This is a genomic window from Paenibacillus sp. Y412MC10, assembly GCF_000024685.1.
Lineage (GTDB): Bacteria > Bacillota > Bacilli > Paenibacillales > Paenibacillaceae > Paenibacillus_AQ > Paenibacillus_AQ lautus_A.
The window spans coordinates 52538-69278 of sequence record NC_013406.1 but is presented as its reverse complement, the minus strand read 5'-3'; the positions used below and the strand labels follow the sequence as shown (position 1 = coordinate 69278).

The 16741-nt window shown below is 52.3% G+C and carries 14 protein-coding genes; all 14 read right to left on the bottom strand.

The genetic code is table 11. The features are described 5' to 3' along the window. Positions 1 to 142: 142 nt before the first annotated feature. The 14 genes from GYMC10_RS00325 to GYMC10_RS00260 all read right to left on the bottom strand — a co-directional run bounded on the left by GYMC10_RS00325 (position 143) and on the right by GYMC10_RS00260 (position 16735). Positions 143 to 1078 (bottom strand): peptidyl-prolyl cis-trans isomerase, encoded by a 936-nt coding sequence (locus tag GYMC10_RS00325; RefSeq protein ID WP_012818328.1) that lies wholly within the window; start codon positions 1076 to 1078, stop codon positions 143 to 145. Positions 1079 to 1098: 20 nt separating this feature from the next. Beyond that, entirely contained in the window at positions 1099 to 1983 is an 885-nt protein-coding gene (gene hslO, locus GYMC10_RS00320) for an Hsp33 family molecular chaperone HslO (protein WP_012818327.1), read from the bottom strand. A gap of 57 nt (positions 1984 to 2040) precedes the next feature. Then, positions 2041 to 2805, bottom strand: a complete 765-nt coding sequence (locus tag GYMC10_RS00315; RefSeq protein WP_009591942.1) for a type III pantothenate kinase — start codon at positions 2803 to 2805, stop codon at positions 2041 to 2043. Beyond that, the gene (gene nadC, locus GYMC10_RS00310) at positions 2802 to 3677 is read right to left on the bottom strand and encodes a carboxylating nicotinate-nucleotide diphosphorylase (protein WP_012818326.1); all 876 of its coding nucleotides are present in this window, start codon (positions 3675 to 3677) and stop codon (positions 2802 to 2804) included. The genes GYMC10_RS00315 and nadC overlap by 4 nt, the downstream gene beginning before the upstream one ends. Beyond that, the gene (gene nadB / locus GYMC10_RS00305) at positions 3667 to 5283 is read right to left on the bottom strand and encodes an L-aspartate oxidase (protein ID WP_012818325.1); all 1617 of its coding nucleotides are present in this window, start codon (positions 5281 to 5283) and stop codon (positions 3667 to 3669) included. Before nadB ends, nadC begins: the two co-directional genes overlap by 11 nt. A gap of 38 nt (positions 5284 to 5321) precedes the next feature. Next, entirely contained in the window at positions 5322 to 6260 is a 939-nt protein-coding gene (nadA, locus tag GYMC10_RS00300) for a quinolinate synthase NadA (RefSeq protein WP_012818324.1), read from the bottom strand. A gap of 229 nt (positions 6261 to 6489) precedes the next feature. After that, positions 6490 to 8559 (bottom strand): ATP-dependent zinc metalloprotease FtsH, encoded by a 2070-nt coding sequence (ftsH, locus tag GYMC10_RS00295; protein ID WP_009591914.1) that lies wholly within the window; start codon positions 8557 to 8559, stop codon positions 6490 to 6492. Between the two features lie 99 nt (positions 8560 to 8658). After that, entirely contained in the window at positions 8659 to 9198 is a 540-nt protein-coding gene (gene hpt, locus GYMC10_RS00290; protein WP_012818323.1) for a hypoxanthine phosphoribosyltransferase, read from the bottom strand. A 68-nt stretch (positions 9199 to 9266) separates the two neighbouring features. Continuing rightward, entirely contained in the window at positions 9267 to 10697 is a 1431-nt protein-coding gene (tilS, locus tag GYMC10_RS00285) for a tRNA lysidine(34) synthetase TilS (RefSeq protein ID WP_012818322.1), read from the bottom strand. A gap of 419 nt (positions 10698 to 11116) precedes the next feature. After that, complete coding sequence (locus tag GYMC10_RS00280) at positions 11117 to 12037, bottom strand: serine/threonine protein kinase (RefSeq protein WP_012818321.1); 921 nt, start codon at positions 12035 to 12037, stop codon at positions 11117 to 11119. Beyond that, positions 12021 to 12761, bottom strand: a complete 741-nt coding sequence (locus GYMC10_RS00275; RefSeq protein ID WP_009591933.1) for a VWA domain-containing protein — start codon at positions 12759 to 12761, stop codon at positions 12021 to 12023. The genes GYMC10_RS00280 and GYMC10_RS00275 overlap by 17 nt, the downstream gene beginning before the upstream one ends. A gap of 164 nt (positions 12762 to 12925) precedes the next feature. Further along, entirely contained in the window at positions 12926 to 15436 is a 2511-nt protein-coding gene (spoIIE, locus tag GYMC10_RS00270; RefSeq protein WP_012818320.1) for a stage II sporulation protein E, read from the bottom strand. Between the two features lie 345 nt (positions 15437 to 15781). Beyond that, the gene (locus GYMC10_RS00265) at positions 15782 to 16270 is read right to left on the bottom strand and encodes a S1 domain-containing RNA-binding protein (protein WP_009591896.1); all 489 of its coding nucleotides are present in this window, start codon (positions 16268 to 16270) and stop codon (positions 15782 to 15784) included. A 114-nt stretch (positions 16271 to 16384) separates the two neighbouring features. Beyond that, positions 16385 to 16735 carry an FtsB family cell division protein gene (locus tag GYMC10_RS00260; RefSeq protein ID WP_009591911.1) on the bottom strand — a complete coding sequence of 117 codons (351 nt, stop codon included), beginning with the start codon at positions 16733 to 16735 and terminating at the stop codon, positions 16385 to 16387. Between the last annotated feature and the right edge of the window lie 6 nt (positions 16736 to 16741).

Sequence of the window (16741 nt, the reverse complement as noted above, 5' to 3'; positions counted from 1 at the left end):
AACGCGAAATCCTCCGGAGGACTTCATGCCGGATAACCGCCGATTTTCCGCAGTCATCCTTAGGCATTAACTACAGCGAAAAAAGCTCCTGCGGCCAGATCTTTCTCCGCCACAGCGAGCTTTCCTCATGTTGTTGCTCTATTTACAGCGTAACCGTACCCGCACTGATCCGTGCCTCGTATTTCTCGCGAAGCTGTCGCTCCAATTCCGTTAAGGACACCGACTGCTCCAGGGCCAGCTGCTTGCGAACCGCCTTCCGGATACTTTCCTCGCTAGGAGCTTGAGGCTCAATAATATCCCTCACATATACTATGGCATATGTGTCCGTGAGCGATATAGGTCCCGCAATATCTCCGGGCTCGAGCGATAAAGCTGCTTCAAGCAGCTCTGGCGGCAAAAAGGGGTCATCCTCTTCTACCAAGCCGATCTGTCCGCCGTCTTCCCGAGTGTACTCGTCAAGGGATACCTGAGCTGCGAGATCTGCAAAATCCTCCCCATTTTCCAGCCGATCCATGACGCGTTCCGCCTCATCTTCCGAAGCGACTTCAATCATGGATAAATTCAGCTGTTTCTTGGGCCGAAATTGATCAGGGTACTGTTCCAGATACGAATCGATTTGCTGCTCCTCGATGTGAACATCGGAAGTCGCAATTTTCTCAAGCAGGAGCCGATAAGTCGTCTCCGTCTTTAACTCACTCTCCGTAATGCCAAGCTGATCTTCCATTTCCGATAAGAACCGTTCCTTAGAGCCATAGCTTCGGCTCATGACTTCGATTTCCGTTTCGACTTCCGCGGTCGTCACATCAATGCCCTTCGCTTTCGCTTCCAGCGCCACGGCGTGCCGATTCAGCATGGTCATCAGCATTTCGCGCCCATATCGCTTCTTCAGCTCGTCAACCCACTCGTCTTCGGTAATCGCCCTGTCCTGGATGGATGCAACGGGCTGGGAGCCTGTTTTCCACGGCGGTGAAGCCTCCTGCGAAAAGCCTCCGGAAAACAGCATCCAGCCCCCCATACCCAATACGCATGCTGTCAAGACAATGACGGTCGCCCACAATCCCTTCTCTTGTCTCGTCATCACGGTCGCTCATCCCAACATTAAGAATTAGCCCGCTCTAGCACGGATTTAAGCTGTTCTCGGTCAAACGTATATCGTTCATTGCAAAAATGGCAGGAAACCTCTGCTTTGCCGTCCTCTTCGATCATCTGCTCAAGCTCTTCCCGTCCCAAGCTGATCAGTGCGCGCTCCACCCGCTCATGCGAGCAGTCGCAGCTGAAGTAGACTTCCGTTTCCTCCAGAATCGTCACATCCGGAAGGACGCGTTTCAGGATATCCTCGAGATCCAGCCCTTCCTCCAGCATCTCGGTGATCGGAGGAATCTTGCTTAACGCAAGCTCGATCTCCGTAATCTCTTCATCGCTAACGCCGGGGAGAAGCTGAATGATGAAGCCGCCGGCATTGGCCACGGAATAATCCGGCGAAACCAGCACGCCCAAGCTTACCGCCGAGTTGGTCTGTTCGGATACGGCAAAATAATACGTGAAATCTTCGGCCAGCTCGCCCGAGATAATCGGCACGCTGCCACGGTAAGGCTCCTTCAATCCGAAATCCTTGACCACATCAATCTGACCGGTGGTCCCTACCGCAGCGGCTACGTCCATCTTGCCCGGACGTATATTCGTCAGCTCCACATGCGGATTTTTGACATAACCGCGTACCTCGCCCTTGGCATTGCTCTCCGCCGCAATCAGACCGATCGGTCCATCGCCGCGAACCTGAATGCTTAGACGCTCATCTCCCTTCAGCATAGCTCCCATCATCGCTGCTGCTGACACGGTGCGGCCCAAAGCGGCTGTGACGACAGGGAACGTATCGTGTCTTCGGCGAAGCTCTTCCACCAGATCGGTTGTCCGAACGGCAAATGCCCGCACTTTCCCGTTTAACGCCGTTCCCCGCAGCATACGGTCTTTTTGATTACCCATCTTGAGGCCTCCTTGTCTTTCTGGTTGTTTGTAATATCTAACGGTTTTATATCGGTTCTAGTTACGCTCGTAAATAATACGCAAGCCTTCCAGCGTCAAGAGGGGAGAAATCTCTTCGATGGATTCCGTTTCGCCGGCAATCAGCTCAGCCATTCCCCCCGTGGCGATAACCTTAACATTGTCCGTTCCCATCTCGGCTTTTATGCGTTTAACCAGGCCATCGACCTGTCCTGCATAACCGAATACGATGCCGGCCTGCATGGCATGAACGGTGTTGCGCCCAATCACCTTTTTCGGCTTTTCGAGCTCTACGCGAGGAAGCTTGGAAGCACGCTGTACAAGGGCTTCCGTGGCAATGCCAATGCCCGGCACAATTACGCCACCCAGATAGTTGCCTGCTTCATCAATGCAATCAAACGTCGTCGCCGTACCGAAATCCACTACGATCAGCGGCCCCCCGTACTGCTCGACGGCTGCTACTGCATTCACGATCCGGTCAGCCCCCACCTCGCGCGGATTCTCATACCGCAGATTGAGTCCGGTTTTGATTCCCGGCCCAACGATAAGGGGCGCCTTGCCAATATATTTATTGCACATTTCCTCGACCACGCGCACAAGCGGAGGAACTACGGAAGAGACAATAACGCCTTCTATTTGGCTTACCAATATATTGGACATTTGAAACAAATTGTGGATCAATACACCGTATTCGTCCACGGTAGACTGACGCGATGTACTGATCCGAAAATCATGCAGCAGTTTCTTTCCCTGGTACACACCCAGCACAATATTGGTATTCCCTACGTCCACAACGAGAATCAACCCTCTGCTCCTCCTTTCTTTGCATTCAGATCCAAACTAATATCGAGACTATGGAATGAATACGTCAGCCGTCCAACCGAAATGACATCGACCCCGGTCTCCGCAATCCCGCGCACGGTCTCCAGCGTCACGTTCCCCGACGCTTCGACGCGAACGTGGGGCGACTTGGCCTTGATTCTCCGCACGGCCTCCGTCATCATGTCATGACTCATGTTGTCCAGCATGATAATATCCGCGCCTGCAGCCAAGGCTTCTTCCACTTGTGCCAGGCTCTCGGTTTCAACTTCGATCGTCATGGTGTGCGGAATATGGGCTCTGGCCCGGCTGACCGCCTGGGCGATGCCGCCCGCACCCTTGATGTGATTATCCTTGATCATGACGGCATCGTACAGGCCGAAGCGATGATTCGCGCCGCCGCCGACCCGCACGGCATATTTCTCAAGCATCCGGTGGCCTGGCGTCGTTTTGCGGGTATCCACCAGCCTTGTCGGCAATCCCTCAAGCACATCAACAAAAGAACGTGTTTTGGTTGCAATGCCCGATAGACGCTGAAGCAAATTTAACGCGAGCCGCTCGCCTGTCAAAATACGATGGGTGCTTCCTTCCACCTCAGCGAGAACCGTCCCTTTTTCCACCACGTCTCCGTCACGGACCAATGCCGTAAACATAAGCGTTGGATCTACCGTTTCGAATACCAGCTCTGCCACTGGCATGCCTGCCACGATGCCTGCCTCTTTGGCATGGATAACCCCTTTGGATTCGTGACCCGGCTCGATCGTGGTGAGGGTCGTAATATCCCCCGACCCAATATCCTCCTGAAGCCAAGTCCGTATGCTCTGGAGAAGGCCATCGTTATATCCGTTAAACATCATCGCTCAATTCCTCCGTCATTTCTTGGTCCCGTATAAACACAATATGCTTGCGCCATTCGCTGTCATTTCGCTCCGGATAATCCTCACGGTAGTGAGCTCCCCGGCTTTCTTCCCGACCCAACGCGCCTTGAACCACCAGCAGGGATGCAGTCAGCATATTCGCAAATTCGTATTCTTCACGCTTGGAGAGCATCGATTGGAACAAGGGCAGCTGACGGCCAAGCTCTTCCGCTGCTCTTATTAGAGTATCCCGATTTCTCCGAAGTCCTGCATAACGCACCATGACCTTCTGAAGCTTCAAGCGTTTTTCCACCATCGCTTGCGACGGAGCGTCCTTGCGGCCCAGATGGAATGATACCCCAAGAGGATCCCCAGAGGGTTCCGGGAGGCTCTTAATGCGCTCGACAATCCGACTGCCGTACACGACCGCCTCCGAAAGCGAATTGCTGGCTAACCGGTTCGCTCCGTGAACACCGGTAGACGAGACTTCTCCGCAAGCAAATAATCGCTTCACGCTGCTCTCGCCGTGCAGGTTGGTCTTGATGCCCCCCATCATATAATGCGCAGCCGGGGAGACCGGAATCCAATCGGACGATAAATCCAGCCCGTACTGCATGCATGTTTCATAAATCGTTGGGAATCGATGTTTGACCATTTCCGGCGACTCATGGGTAATATCCAGGTATACGAAGGTCGATCCCGTCGCTTCCATTTCACTGACAATGGCCCGTGCCACGATATCCCGGGGTGCCAGCTCCTGTAACTCATGGTATTTCGGCATGAACCGTTCCCCTCTTATATTACGAAGCACGGCGCCTTCTCCGCGAACCGCCTCTGATATCAGGAAACGGGGAGCACCCGGATAGCTTAGCGCCGTCGGATGAAACTGGATAAACTCCATATCCCGAATTTCCGCGCCTGCCCGATAAGCCATGGCGATGCCATCCGCGGTCGCAACCTCCGGATTGGTCGTGTACCGGTACAACTGACCGGCCCCGCCGGAACACATAATCGTCGCACGGCCGCGCACGAATACCCGCTTGCCATCCGGCATCTGTACCAATGCGCCGTGACACTCTCCCTGCTCGGTAATCAGGTCAATGACAAAATGATCGTCCCATACCTCTATATTGTGAAGCATTTCGACCTGAATGGAAAGAGCGCGCACAATTTCATAACCGGTAGCATCCCCGTTGGCATGAAGGATCCGTCGGTGGCTGTGCGCACCTTCTTTGGTCAAAGCAAGCTCGCCGTTCTCCACATCAAACGTCGTGCCGAGGCGAATCAGCTCTTGAACCCCGACGGGACCCTCGTTTACAAGCACATCCACCGCGGCAGATGAACATAAACCGGCCCCTGCAAGGAGGGTATCCTGACGGTGATATGCTGGCGAGTCATCCTCCGCCGTTACGGCCGCGATCCCGCCTTGAGCATAACGGGTGTTGCTCTCGAGGAGCGATTTTTTCGTAATCAAAAGCACATTCTGAGTCGCACTTGCCATGATCGCCGTATATAAACCCGCAATGCCTGAACCGATCACGATGACATCCGTCTCTACAACCGGGAGATCGTTCAGCTCAAAATCAACCAAATACTGCGGTATCACGTTGCTTCACCTGTCTTTTCACGAAAGAGTAGCGCATGCTACTTAACCTGTAACATGCGCTCTAATGAAGTTCTGGCTTTCTCTGCAACGACCGGCGGCACATAGATCTGCGGCTTCATCGTTTCCAGTGCTTTCACCAGCTTTTTGAGATTATTCACTTTCATATTCGGACATACCAGGAATTTCGTCGCGAAGTGGAACGATTTATCCGGGCTATCCAGTCGAAGCTGATAACCGGTACCGTCCTCAGTGCCCACGATAAACTCCTTGGCCGATGACTGTTTGCAATATTCCAGGATGGCGGTTGTGCTTCCCACAAAGTCCCCCATGGCAACAACCTCCGGACGGCATTCCGGATGCACCACAAATTCAGCTTGAGGATATTTGGCCTTCATCTCGACGACATCCTTAACGGTCAGCATGTCATGCGTGTTGCAGTATCCTTCCCAAATAATGAGTTTCTTGTCGGTGTGCTGCTGAACATAGTGCCCCAGGTTCTTATCGGGAACCCATATAATTTCGTCCGAATCCACCGACTGAATCACTTTCACCGCGTTGGAGGAAGTGCAGCAGATATCCGTTTCGGCCTTGATTTCAGCGGATGAATTGATGTACGTAACCACCTTCGCATTCGGATGCTGCGCTTTCAATTTCCGCAGTCCGTCCACGTTCACCATGTCGGCCATAGGACAGCCAGCCCGTTCATCCGGAATCAGAACCGTTTTGTTTGGTGCCAGGATTTTGGCGCTCTCGCCCATAAAATGCACGCCGCAGAATACGATGACCTCGGCGTCGGTTTGTGCCGCCTTCTGCGCGAGCAAGAAGGAATCCCCACGGAAATCAGCAACCTCCTGAATTTCGTCCCGTTGATAATAATGAGCCAAAATAATTGCATTACGTTCCTTCTTCAACTGCATTAACCGCTCACGCAGTTCACGGTTCTGTTCTGCCTTGCGCTCCAGTGCCAAAGCTTCCATGATCGACCCTCTCCCTTTATGTTGTCCGGCTGTTCGCCGCTGATGACCATGTGACTTTCAGGATGGTTCCCACCTTTGTGAAAGGAAGCGCATCCTTATTTAACAACTAATGTACACGTTCGTTCTGTCCCCTGTCAATGTGATAGAAAGCACAAAAAGAACCGGAAAACGAATTATCGTTCTCCGGTTCTTCTTTTTTATTCGGTATTCGATGTTTTATCAGCGAATATTACGTTAAACTGCTGTTACCGTTGTCCGATCCGCCTGGAGGATCCTTGCGTTCGGAATCTTTGGTTTCCGGTGCTGGATCATTCGAATCCATCGGGTTGTTCGGAATCTCTTCCGTGGAAGTCGGCTGCCCGCCGTCTTCTTTCCCTTGAATGCGAACTTTCACGTCGCCAATGTTATCGATAATCGGCTCGCCGTTCTCGGAAGAACCTTCACCTTCGCCACTGCCATCGCCTTCAGCCGATCCGGTCTCAATGAGGTTCTTGATTTGCTCAAGCTCCAGTGTTTCCTTCTCCAGAAGCGTGTTGGCAATCAGATGAACCTCTTTGGAATGCTTGGTCAGAAGCTCTCTACACTTCTCATAACATTCGTTAATGAACCGCTGCATTTCCTGATCGATTTCATAAGCGATTGCATCACTATAGTTCTGCTCGTGTCCGATGTCACGTCCCAGGAACACTTGTCCTTGGGATGTACCGAACTGCATCGGTCCGAGCTTCTCACTCATACCGTATTCCACAATCATGCTGCGGATGATGCCCGTTGCTTGCTGGAAGTCGCTGTAGGCTCCGGTTCCGATTTCGCCGATGAACAGCTCCTCGGCGACACGGCCGCCAAGCAAACCGGTTACGCGGTCCAGCAATTCCTGCTTCGTTACGAGCATCCGATCTTCCTTCGGCATCATGATGACATATCCGCCGGCACGGCCGCGAGGAATAATCGTTACCTTGTGCACCGTATCCGCATGCTCAAGGAAGTAACCCACAATGGTATGACCGGCTTCATGGTAAGCTACGATGCGTTTCTCGCGGTCACTGATCACGCGGCTGCGCTTCTCGGTACCCACGATAACGCGGTCAATCGCTTCATCCACTTCTCGCATGGAGATATCTTTACGGTTGCGGCGAGCCGCAAGCAAGGCAGCCTCGTTCAGGAGATTCTCCAGATCGGCGCCCGTAAAACCGGTTGTACGTTTGGCGATGATGTCAAGCTTGACATCCTTCGTCAACGGTTTGTTGCGTGCATGAACCTTCAGTACGGCTTCACGGCCCTTCACATCCGGGCGATCGACGGTAATCTGACGGTCAAAACGTCCCGGGCGAAGAAGCGCCGGGTCCAAAATATCCGGTCGGTTGGTCGCAGCGACGATGATAATGCCTTCGTTCGCTCCGAAACCGTCCATCTCAACCAGCAATTGGTTGAGCGTCTGCTCGCGCTCGTCATGACCGCCGCCGAGACCGGCGCCGCGCTGACGACCTACAGCATCAATCTCATCAATGAAGATGATACATGGTGCATTCTTCTTTGCGTTTTCGAACAAGTCGCGTACGCGAGAAGCACCGACGCCGACAAACATCTCTACGAAGTCGGAACCGGAAATACTGAAGAACGGCACTCCCGCTTCGCCGGCAACGGCGCGTGCAAGGAGCGTCTTACCGGTTCCCGGAGGACCGACAAGCAGGACGCCCTTCGGAATGCGAGCGCCAACCGTGTTAAATTTGCGCGGATCCTTCAAGAAGTCAACAACCTCGACAAGCTCCTGCTTCTCTTCATCTGCTCCGGCTACATCTTCAAATGTAATCCGTTTCTTCTCTTCATTATATAAGCGGGCTTTGCTCTTACCAAAGTTCATCACTTTGCCGCCGCCGCCCTGAGCCTGATTGAACAGGAAGAAGAACAGAACAAACATAATGATGAGCGGAATAAAGGATGAAAGCAATGTCAGCCAAATGCTTTGGCCTTCCATTGGCACCACGGACAGTTTGACATTGTTGCTATCACTGGCTGCAGTCAGCTCTTGCATCGCTGCATCCGTGGCAGGAATATAGGTCGAGAAATTCTCCGATTTTTTCTCTTCGGATATCTCCCTATACTTACCGGTCACCAGATAAGCGTAACCGTCAAATTGTACCGTCATTTCCTCTATGTTGTTAGCTTTGACTTCCTGCCGCAGTTGATTATAACTAGGGGCATCGGCTTGCTCGCCGCCATTGGTGACGAATTGTACTATGCCCACCACGACTAAAAATAGAATCAAATAAAAACCAGAATTCCGGATGAACCGACTCATCCCCTACCTCCTCTCAAGACACATAAGATATTTTACCACAGCCTGTCTGGCCATCTCAACAAAGGCCCCCGATCTGTGGCAGCAGCCCATTGGCGCGGTTTAACTGCTGTAGATTTCCGGTTTCAGAATCCCGATGTAGGGGAGGTTCCGGTAATGCTCGGCGTAATCGAGCCCGTATCCGACAACAAAAGCATCCGGCAGCACGAATCCGGTATAATCAGCCTGCAAATCCACCGTACGGCGTGCCGGCTTGTCGAACAGGGTGACAACACGCACCGAGTTTGCCTTGCGGCTTTTAAGAAGCTCAATCAAATGGCTGAGCGTAAGACCGCTGTCGATAATATCCTCCACAATCAGAACATCCCTTCCTTCAACGGAAGCGTCCAGATCTTTAATGATCTTGACCACGCCAGAGGATTTGGTTGATGCTCCATAGCTGGATACAGCCATGAAATCCAACTCTAGAGGTACTGATATGGATTTAACCAAGTCGGCCATAAAAATAAACGCACCTTTAAGAACGCAAATAACGAGCGGATTGCGTCCCTCATATTCGGCGCTGAGCTTGGAACCGAGTTCCTTAATTTTTGCGCGAATCTCTTCTTCACTGATGAGTATTTCCTGAATGTCATTCTGCAACTTAAGTGGACCTCCTACGTTTATACTATGAAAGCGTGAAACGGGCCATTCTTCGTTTTACACTTGCCTTAAACATCCGACAGCTCCATTCGGAGAACTCGTGATGTGTGCCGCCCGCAAGCGGCGTGAACGGAACGTCGTACACCTGGAATCCATACGATGCTGCCGGAACCGTCACAAAGAATAGGAATCCGGGCACGGACAGACGGCGGGATTTTCTCATCAATGAGAATATCTTTCACCTTTTTGCTTCCGTTTAATCCCATGATCTTCATCTTGTCTCCCGGCTGTCTGTTGCGCACGGTTAAAGGAAACTGCAGCTCATCCGCATCAAAATCCGCCACAAAGGCCGATGGTCTGGAGCCGCTCCGGCTTTCGCTTCCTGTCTTTAACGACAATGTCAGCATTTTTCCGATTTCCTTAACATAAAGCTCTGACGCATCAGGAGAATCAAGAATGTATATGTACTGTCCCTGTTCTTCCGGAGGTTTTGGCCAAAACTGGATCACTCCGTACTCACGAACACAGGTAATGCCGTCACCCAGATCCAGACGCCAGTTGCTTCGCTGATCGTTAAGAATGCCGTGGCGCACCGTTTCAATCTTGACAAAATCGGTGTTTTCCTGATCTGAGGGCAGGTAATTTAATATTAGTTTAATCAAACGCCGTTGTAAAGCGACATGTAAGCCCAAAAAGGAAGGCGCGTCGAAAGCGAGCCTCCCATCGTTCTCCTGTACCAAACTCCGAAATTGCTTCGCAGCTTCAAGCTCCACAAAATCATCCTCCTGCTGGACAATTTCGGCCAGCTGATTGAGTGAGGAGGAGAACTGCCCGTTGTATCGCTCCAAAAAGGGAAATACTTCCAGGCGAATCGCATTACGGCGGTACTTCGTCTGCAGATTGCTGTGATCCACCGCATACTGGAATCCGCATACGCGGCACAGCTCCACGATATCCGCCTTGTACATACGAAGGAACGGGCGGATAAGTTCCACTTTTTTTTCCGTGCGCTTAAATTTGATGCCGCCCAGGCCCGACAAACCGCTTCCGCGCAGTAGCCTCATGAATACCGTCTCGGCTTGATCGTCGGCATGATGAGCCAGAGCCACGGAGCGCGCATTGTGTTTCCGGGCCGTTTGCAGCAGAAATTCGTAACGCTTCTCTCTTGCCGCCTCCTGTCCACCCTTGCCGCTCTCTTCCATATAAGCGGGAATATCGATGAACGCCGTTTCCAATGGAAGTCCGAGCGACTCCGCCAGCTCGCGCACCATCTCCGCCTCCTGATCCGACTCTTTTCGAAAACCATGATGCACATGAGCGCAGATCAATCGGAGCGGCGTACGGTGCTGTGAGATTTCATGCAGAACGTGAAGAAGCGCAACGGAATCCGGTCCGCCGGAAACGGCAACCACGATACCGTCGCCTTCCGACCACAAATCAAACTCTGCGGCGGTACGCTCGATATGTTGGACGAATGTTCGTAAATAATCCTGTTTCACTTCCAGATCCCCTTTAGAGGTTGTTCAAAAAGTCCGCTTTTGATAAGAAACCCCCTATCGAGGCCACTTCAAAGGATGAACGACCGCGATGCATAGGTAGGTTTTCTGGCGATATAGAATTTCACCAGTTCCACTGATAACTCATAAATTCTATATCTAACACGAAGAGAATCCGGAAGCCACTCGGCATCGAATCTTGAATTCAGCCGGGCCTAAGCAGATGCTTTCGAAGTATGTTTCCTGCGGAAACATTTCAGGTGCTCACGTACCAAAGCGTACGCTCCATTCCTGGCGTCCCTAGTTTCATCCAATCTGAAGCGTCTTGAAAAAACGCACATCGGGAGCATAACCTTCTCGGTGCTGAAAACCGACCTTTTTGAACTCGCACCTTTATGAACTTCCAGTAACAAGGCAACAACTCATGAGCGGAAGAAGAAATAAACGGCGCAGGCCATAATGACCAAGGACAACCCAAACGCGTTCCTTAGCCAGCGCGGCGTACGTCCCGGAACGGGGCGACCGCCTCGGCTCGAGCCTTCATATATCCGTTTTCTCCACTCGTTCAGCGCTTCCCGTGAATCCGCGAATTCTCCCGACAATGCCTTGTTCAGCCAGACGGCGTACGGCTTGAATACGGGGTTTCTTCGCAGCACCAGCTGCAGGTCGGCAACGCTCCGGGTTTGGGGAAGCTGACAAGACGCCTCCTTAAGCGATTTCTCATCCAGCAGGCCGATGCACATCACGGCAAACGAGAACAAATCATAGGATACGTCGCCGGTCCGGCTCCCGGCATTCCAGTATCCCCGGTCGTACCATTCCGTAAACTGCTTTACGCTGCGCCCGAAGGAGCTGACGCCGCCGTAATCGATCAGTTCCACCCTTCCGTAGGCCGAAACCATCACATTATTCGGCTTCAAATCTCCGAACGCATAACCGGATGCATGCAGAACGGACAGCTTCTCAAGCAGCTTCAGCCCGATCAGGCCGACCCACTCGGTGCCGCGTTTGCGAATAAAATGATGCAGCGGGCTCCCCTCGATGTAACGCATGACATAGAAGGACACTTCGCCGCTGCCGTCATGATGATCGTCCGCCTCCACGAGGTAAGGGTCCGTCATTTGTTCTTTGAGTGCATTCAGCACATTAATTTCGGATTGTAGATCCAGAGCGTCATAGCCTACTTTTAAAGCATAACGCTCGCGCACTCCTGCCCGGTGGACCAGATACACCTTGCCGTTAGCCCCTTTACCGAGCATACGTTCCACGATGTACCGGCTGTTCCGCCATTTGCCCTTAATTACGGTTCCTGGCGGATAACCCGGGTTAGACAACGTAGTCACCGAGCATCCCTTCCTCTTGGCTGGAACGACCCTGCCATGATTGATTACCTTCTAGTGTACCATATCGGTAAAATTCAATCACCTTTAACAAGGCAGGTCCTGTCGGCGTCGCCCCCTTCATCTGCAGCCTGCTGAACATGCCGCGGGCACCGTCAAGATCCGAGGTCCAATCCACGTCCATGACGATATCCTCGCCGCTATGTTTTCCGGGAAAATGGAATACCGACAATTCGCTTGAGCCTGCGCGCGCTTTCAAGCTCAGCATCAGGTCGCGTATCGCTTCCTCAACGGCTGCCAGCTTAGGCTTCATGCTTGCACTTGCATCGATTAACAGCGCAACCTGAAGGGATGACGTCTCGGCGAGCTCATCCACCACTTCGACGACTTGCGAACGCTTGTCCGGCGGAAGTTCCTCCAGCGTCCCGCCTCCCAAAATATGCTGTATCTCCTTATTTACCGCTTGTTGGATCGTCTGAACCACCGTTTTCCGAGTCATCATCTGCATCGTCTGCGCAAGCTGCGGCGTACCTACGATCCGGTGTATGCCTCCTCCCGCTTTGGCTATCTCCTGTATTTCCAATCCCCCAAGTTCACCGATCGTCCCGTAATCAAGGACCCCCACCACGTTGACGACAATACCATCCTGCAGCGCATGCGCCGCGGCCAGAACCGGGCTGGCACCGACATTCGAACACCCATCTGTAATCAGCAAGATTTGTTTCATAATAAATTGCCTCCCGTCTGATCCATCCTATCGATTGGATTTCTATCTCTATCATTTCCACATTCAAGAGAGTTCAAACGACAATCAGGAAGAATAGACGGAAAAGAATTGATCGGCTCCGGGCCTCCATTCCCCGGGTAATCGCTTTGTTATATTGTAAATCCTCAGCTAACCGTTCGAGGCCGCTCCATGCGGGCGAATCCCGGAACATGCACATTCGACCATTCCGGATGGAAGTGATCCACGCGCCCGACCACCACCGTCATATCATCATGGATTTGATTCTGTTGATAGCGTATCACCTTCTCAAGCAGGCAATCGGCTATTTCCTGCGGGTCTTCACTGTTCACTTCCTGGATCATTCGTTTCATCCATAACTCCTTGTTCACCGCGTAACCCGGCGCATCATAAATGCCGTCCGTCATCATAATGAGAACATCGCCCGCCTGCAGCTGCAGGGATACCAAATCCACCTCGATATCCTGGATAATGCCGATGGGAAGATTGCTGGCCGAGACCGGTATGACATCATTGCCCCTTTTGATAAAGCTTGGCGTCGAACCGATCTTCATAAAAGTGGTCTGAGCCGTGTATTGATCGATGAGAGCCATATCGACGGTAGCATAGATTTCATCCGGCGAGCGCAGCATCAGGATCGAGTTGACCGATTTAATTGCCAGCTTCTCATCCATGCCGGATTGCAGCAGCTGCTCTAATATATTCAGGGCCGAGCTGCTCTCGAGCCTTGCCCTTTCCCCGTTCCCCATTCCATCGCTGAGCGCTACCGCAAACGTGCCGTTGCCCAGCTCAACCGTACTGAAACTATCCCCTGATAAAATATCTCCTCCTTTGGCCGCTGCCGCTACGCCCGTCATAATTTCAAATGTTTTGGCCGAACCGAAACGCACCGTCGCCAATCCGTCCCTTGGATGGGTCAGGGTTTCTTCCATCACGGCGATATGCTCCCCGAGAATGTCGGACAGCAGCGGTCCGATAATCTTCCTGCATTCGTCATATCCGCGGGTATACGCATGAACGATCTCAATCTCGACCTGACCCGAATCCAGGCTAATAATATCGATGCCTTGAATCGATAACCCCAACTGCTGCAGCGCTTCCCTGATCTGCTCCTCCTGAATGTGCATCGTCTGGCTTTCCCGTTTAATCTCCCGAGCCAAATCCTCCATGACCTGCGACACGCCGGATAATTGTTCCGCTACCAGGTGGCGGCTATCGTATATTTGGCGTTTCCACTGCATATCATGTTGGTAAAGATGATACTGCTGCTTCAGGATGCCGAGCACCTCCTCCTTCTTGGCGCAGATCCGGCTCCACTCCGGCGGCAGATCGTCTGCTTCCATCTCGGGATTCTCCTCGATCGAGGTCATCATATCGGTCATATATTTATAAGTCTGGTAGAATTTCATGTCCCAGCACTGATTCCGTTTATAGCAGGTGGCGCAGCTTCCTTCCGCCACGGCATTCATGAAATGATTCATCTCCTCCGCCTGTTTGCCTGGAGGCTGTATGACCCCTGACGTTTGTCCGAAACTTTGCGAGAGCTGGCGGAACACCTTGGAGAATTGGGTCACGCGATCGGCTGTGAGGTCCCGGACCCGCTTGGCATACTCATGCTGAGAACGAGTATGATCCTGCGTCCCCGGCACATATCTGCCGATGGCCTGCATCACGCTTTTCGGTGTAATGAGGAACAGCACGATGGCCGCGCAGGTTTCCCATGTGGAGATCATGACTTCTCCGGGATTGCTGAAATAGATAGAAAGAATGGTTGCCCCGAGCAGCATGCCCAGCGAAACGCCGCCCTTCTTCCCTTCCTTCAGCATACCGGCGAGCATCCCGGAAAAGGCGAGCAGGCTCATCTGCGAGAAGGCCGATATATTGGCCAAACTGAGGATTAGGCCCGTCACTACGCCAACCGAAGCGCCCAGCGGCGCACCCCCTACCAACGCAAACAGCAGAATCAGATACCGGGATAAGACATGCTCCACCGACAGGGATTGAACGGTCCAGCCGACGGCACCTGTCATGACCGACGCCAGCAGAATGATGATGCATAGAATTTCTTCATTACGAAGAACATGCGTTTTTTTACGAAGCGTCAGCACCGGAATCGCCTGGATAAAGACCAGCGTCAACACGAAACTGAGTACGGCATTTAAGGTGAGCATCATCATGGAGTACCAGGTAATGCTTGGTCCGATGAGGACGCTGAACAGGTTCACAAAAAAGGTGGAGACAAATACCATCAAAGGTGCATAAGACAATTCCGCCCGATCATATGTCTCCAATCCCCGCATCATAAAATAAAAGATCAAAATCTCTGCCGGCACCATCCATGCCACCGGAAAGGAAGCAAATAAACTTCCTGCAACGATCGCTGCGCCTACCCGCAGCAAAACATCGCGTCGCATAAAGGCGATGACTGCGAAATAGGCGACTGCAAATGGAGAAAGTTCCCCCAGAATCATAGCTCGTCCGAGCAGAAAACCCATGAAGGTTAGCAGGATCATCCACTTCTTTGCGGCCAGGAAGTGGATGGGACGCTGCAGGAAAGGCAGCTGCCCTAACCGTTCCGCCACGCGGGCACGAATAGAACCCGCTCCCCCTTTAACTGCCTCAGTACCCGGAAACATCACCAGATTTCTTTTATCCATTACGCTGGCACCCCATTCTTCACGAATTTGTTGGTCCCATTATAAAACCCCCGTTTCGGAAAGTTTGTCAGAACACCGGACAAGCCCCAAAGAAATTTCCGACAAAATCAACGTGCCCTGCGAACGTTCGGGAAACGACCGCTCATCCCCCGCGCCCAGCCGGGTTTCCGCAGGTCTAGCCTGGGGCGTTCGGGCGGATCATTTCCCGAATTGAGGCGGCCATCCCGCGTTCATTCCGCAGATTGGCGCCGTAAAATGCGTAGGAACCTGTCGTACCCTTGGATGCAACGACAAAAAAACCGCAGAAGGCAATTTCCCTCTGCGGTCAGTTTATATTTTATCGAATTACATACGTTTGGCTCCGCGTCCGCCGCGTTTGCCTTCCGTATTCTTCTTGAGCGAAGAGATTCGTTCTTCACTGTCTTTCAGGAAGCGTGACATTTTATCCTCAAATGAAGGCTTGTTGGCCGCAGGCTTAAACGGGCGTCCACCGCGTTCGCGGTTGAATCCTCCTCCACCGCCACCTCCGAATCGTTCTCCGCCGCCTCCACTGCGTTCCGGTCTCGGTGCGCGGGGTGGACGACTTTCGGAAGCCGGCTTGTCGACAGCCTGCTTGATCGAAAGACCGATCTTGCCGTCCTTGTCGACATTAATCACCTTCACGGTAACGACATCGTTGATCTTCAAATGATCGTTGACATCCTTAACGTAGTTGTCGGCGATTTCCGAGATGTGAACGAGACCCGTGACACCTCCTGACAGATCCACAAATGCTCCAAAATGCGTTATGCCTGTCACCTTGCCCTCTAACTTGGTGCCCACTTCAATTGCCATAGAATAAAATGATCCTCCCTTAAAAATATACAGTCCGATTTAGAAATCGCGCTGCGGTGATTTGATTATACGATAATGACCTAAACAAGGTCAACAGACGTCTGTCATGCCTAATTACGGCGATTCGCCCGAATTTTGGGGCTGAATGATCGGCGTTTCATTCGGCAGATACAATCCGAACTTCTTGCGGGCAATCTGCCCGATATATTCTGGGTCCTTCAATCGCTCCACTTCGTGAGTAATCTGGATGAGCGACTGTTCAACGGACTTATAATCCTCTTGCTTCTGAGCTAGCGCTTCGTTCTGATTACGGATGCGGTCATTCTGGGACCAGAGCGTTGATCCTGCCCAGATCAAAAACAGCGCCATCATCGCCACAAACATTCTCTTACGCCGGCGGGCGCCTTTGTTCTTTGTCTTGGTTTGTTGGGGAGCCTGCTTCGATGGATCAGCAAATCTTCCCATGACCAT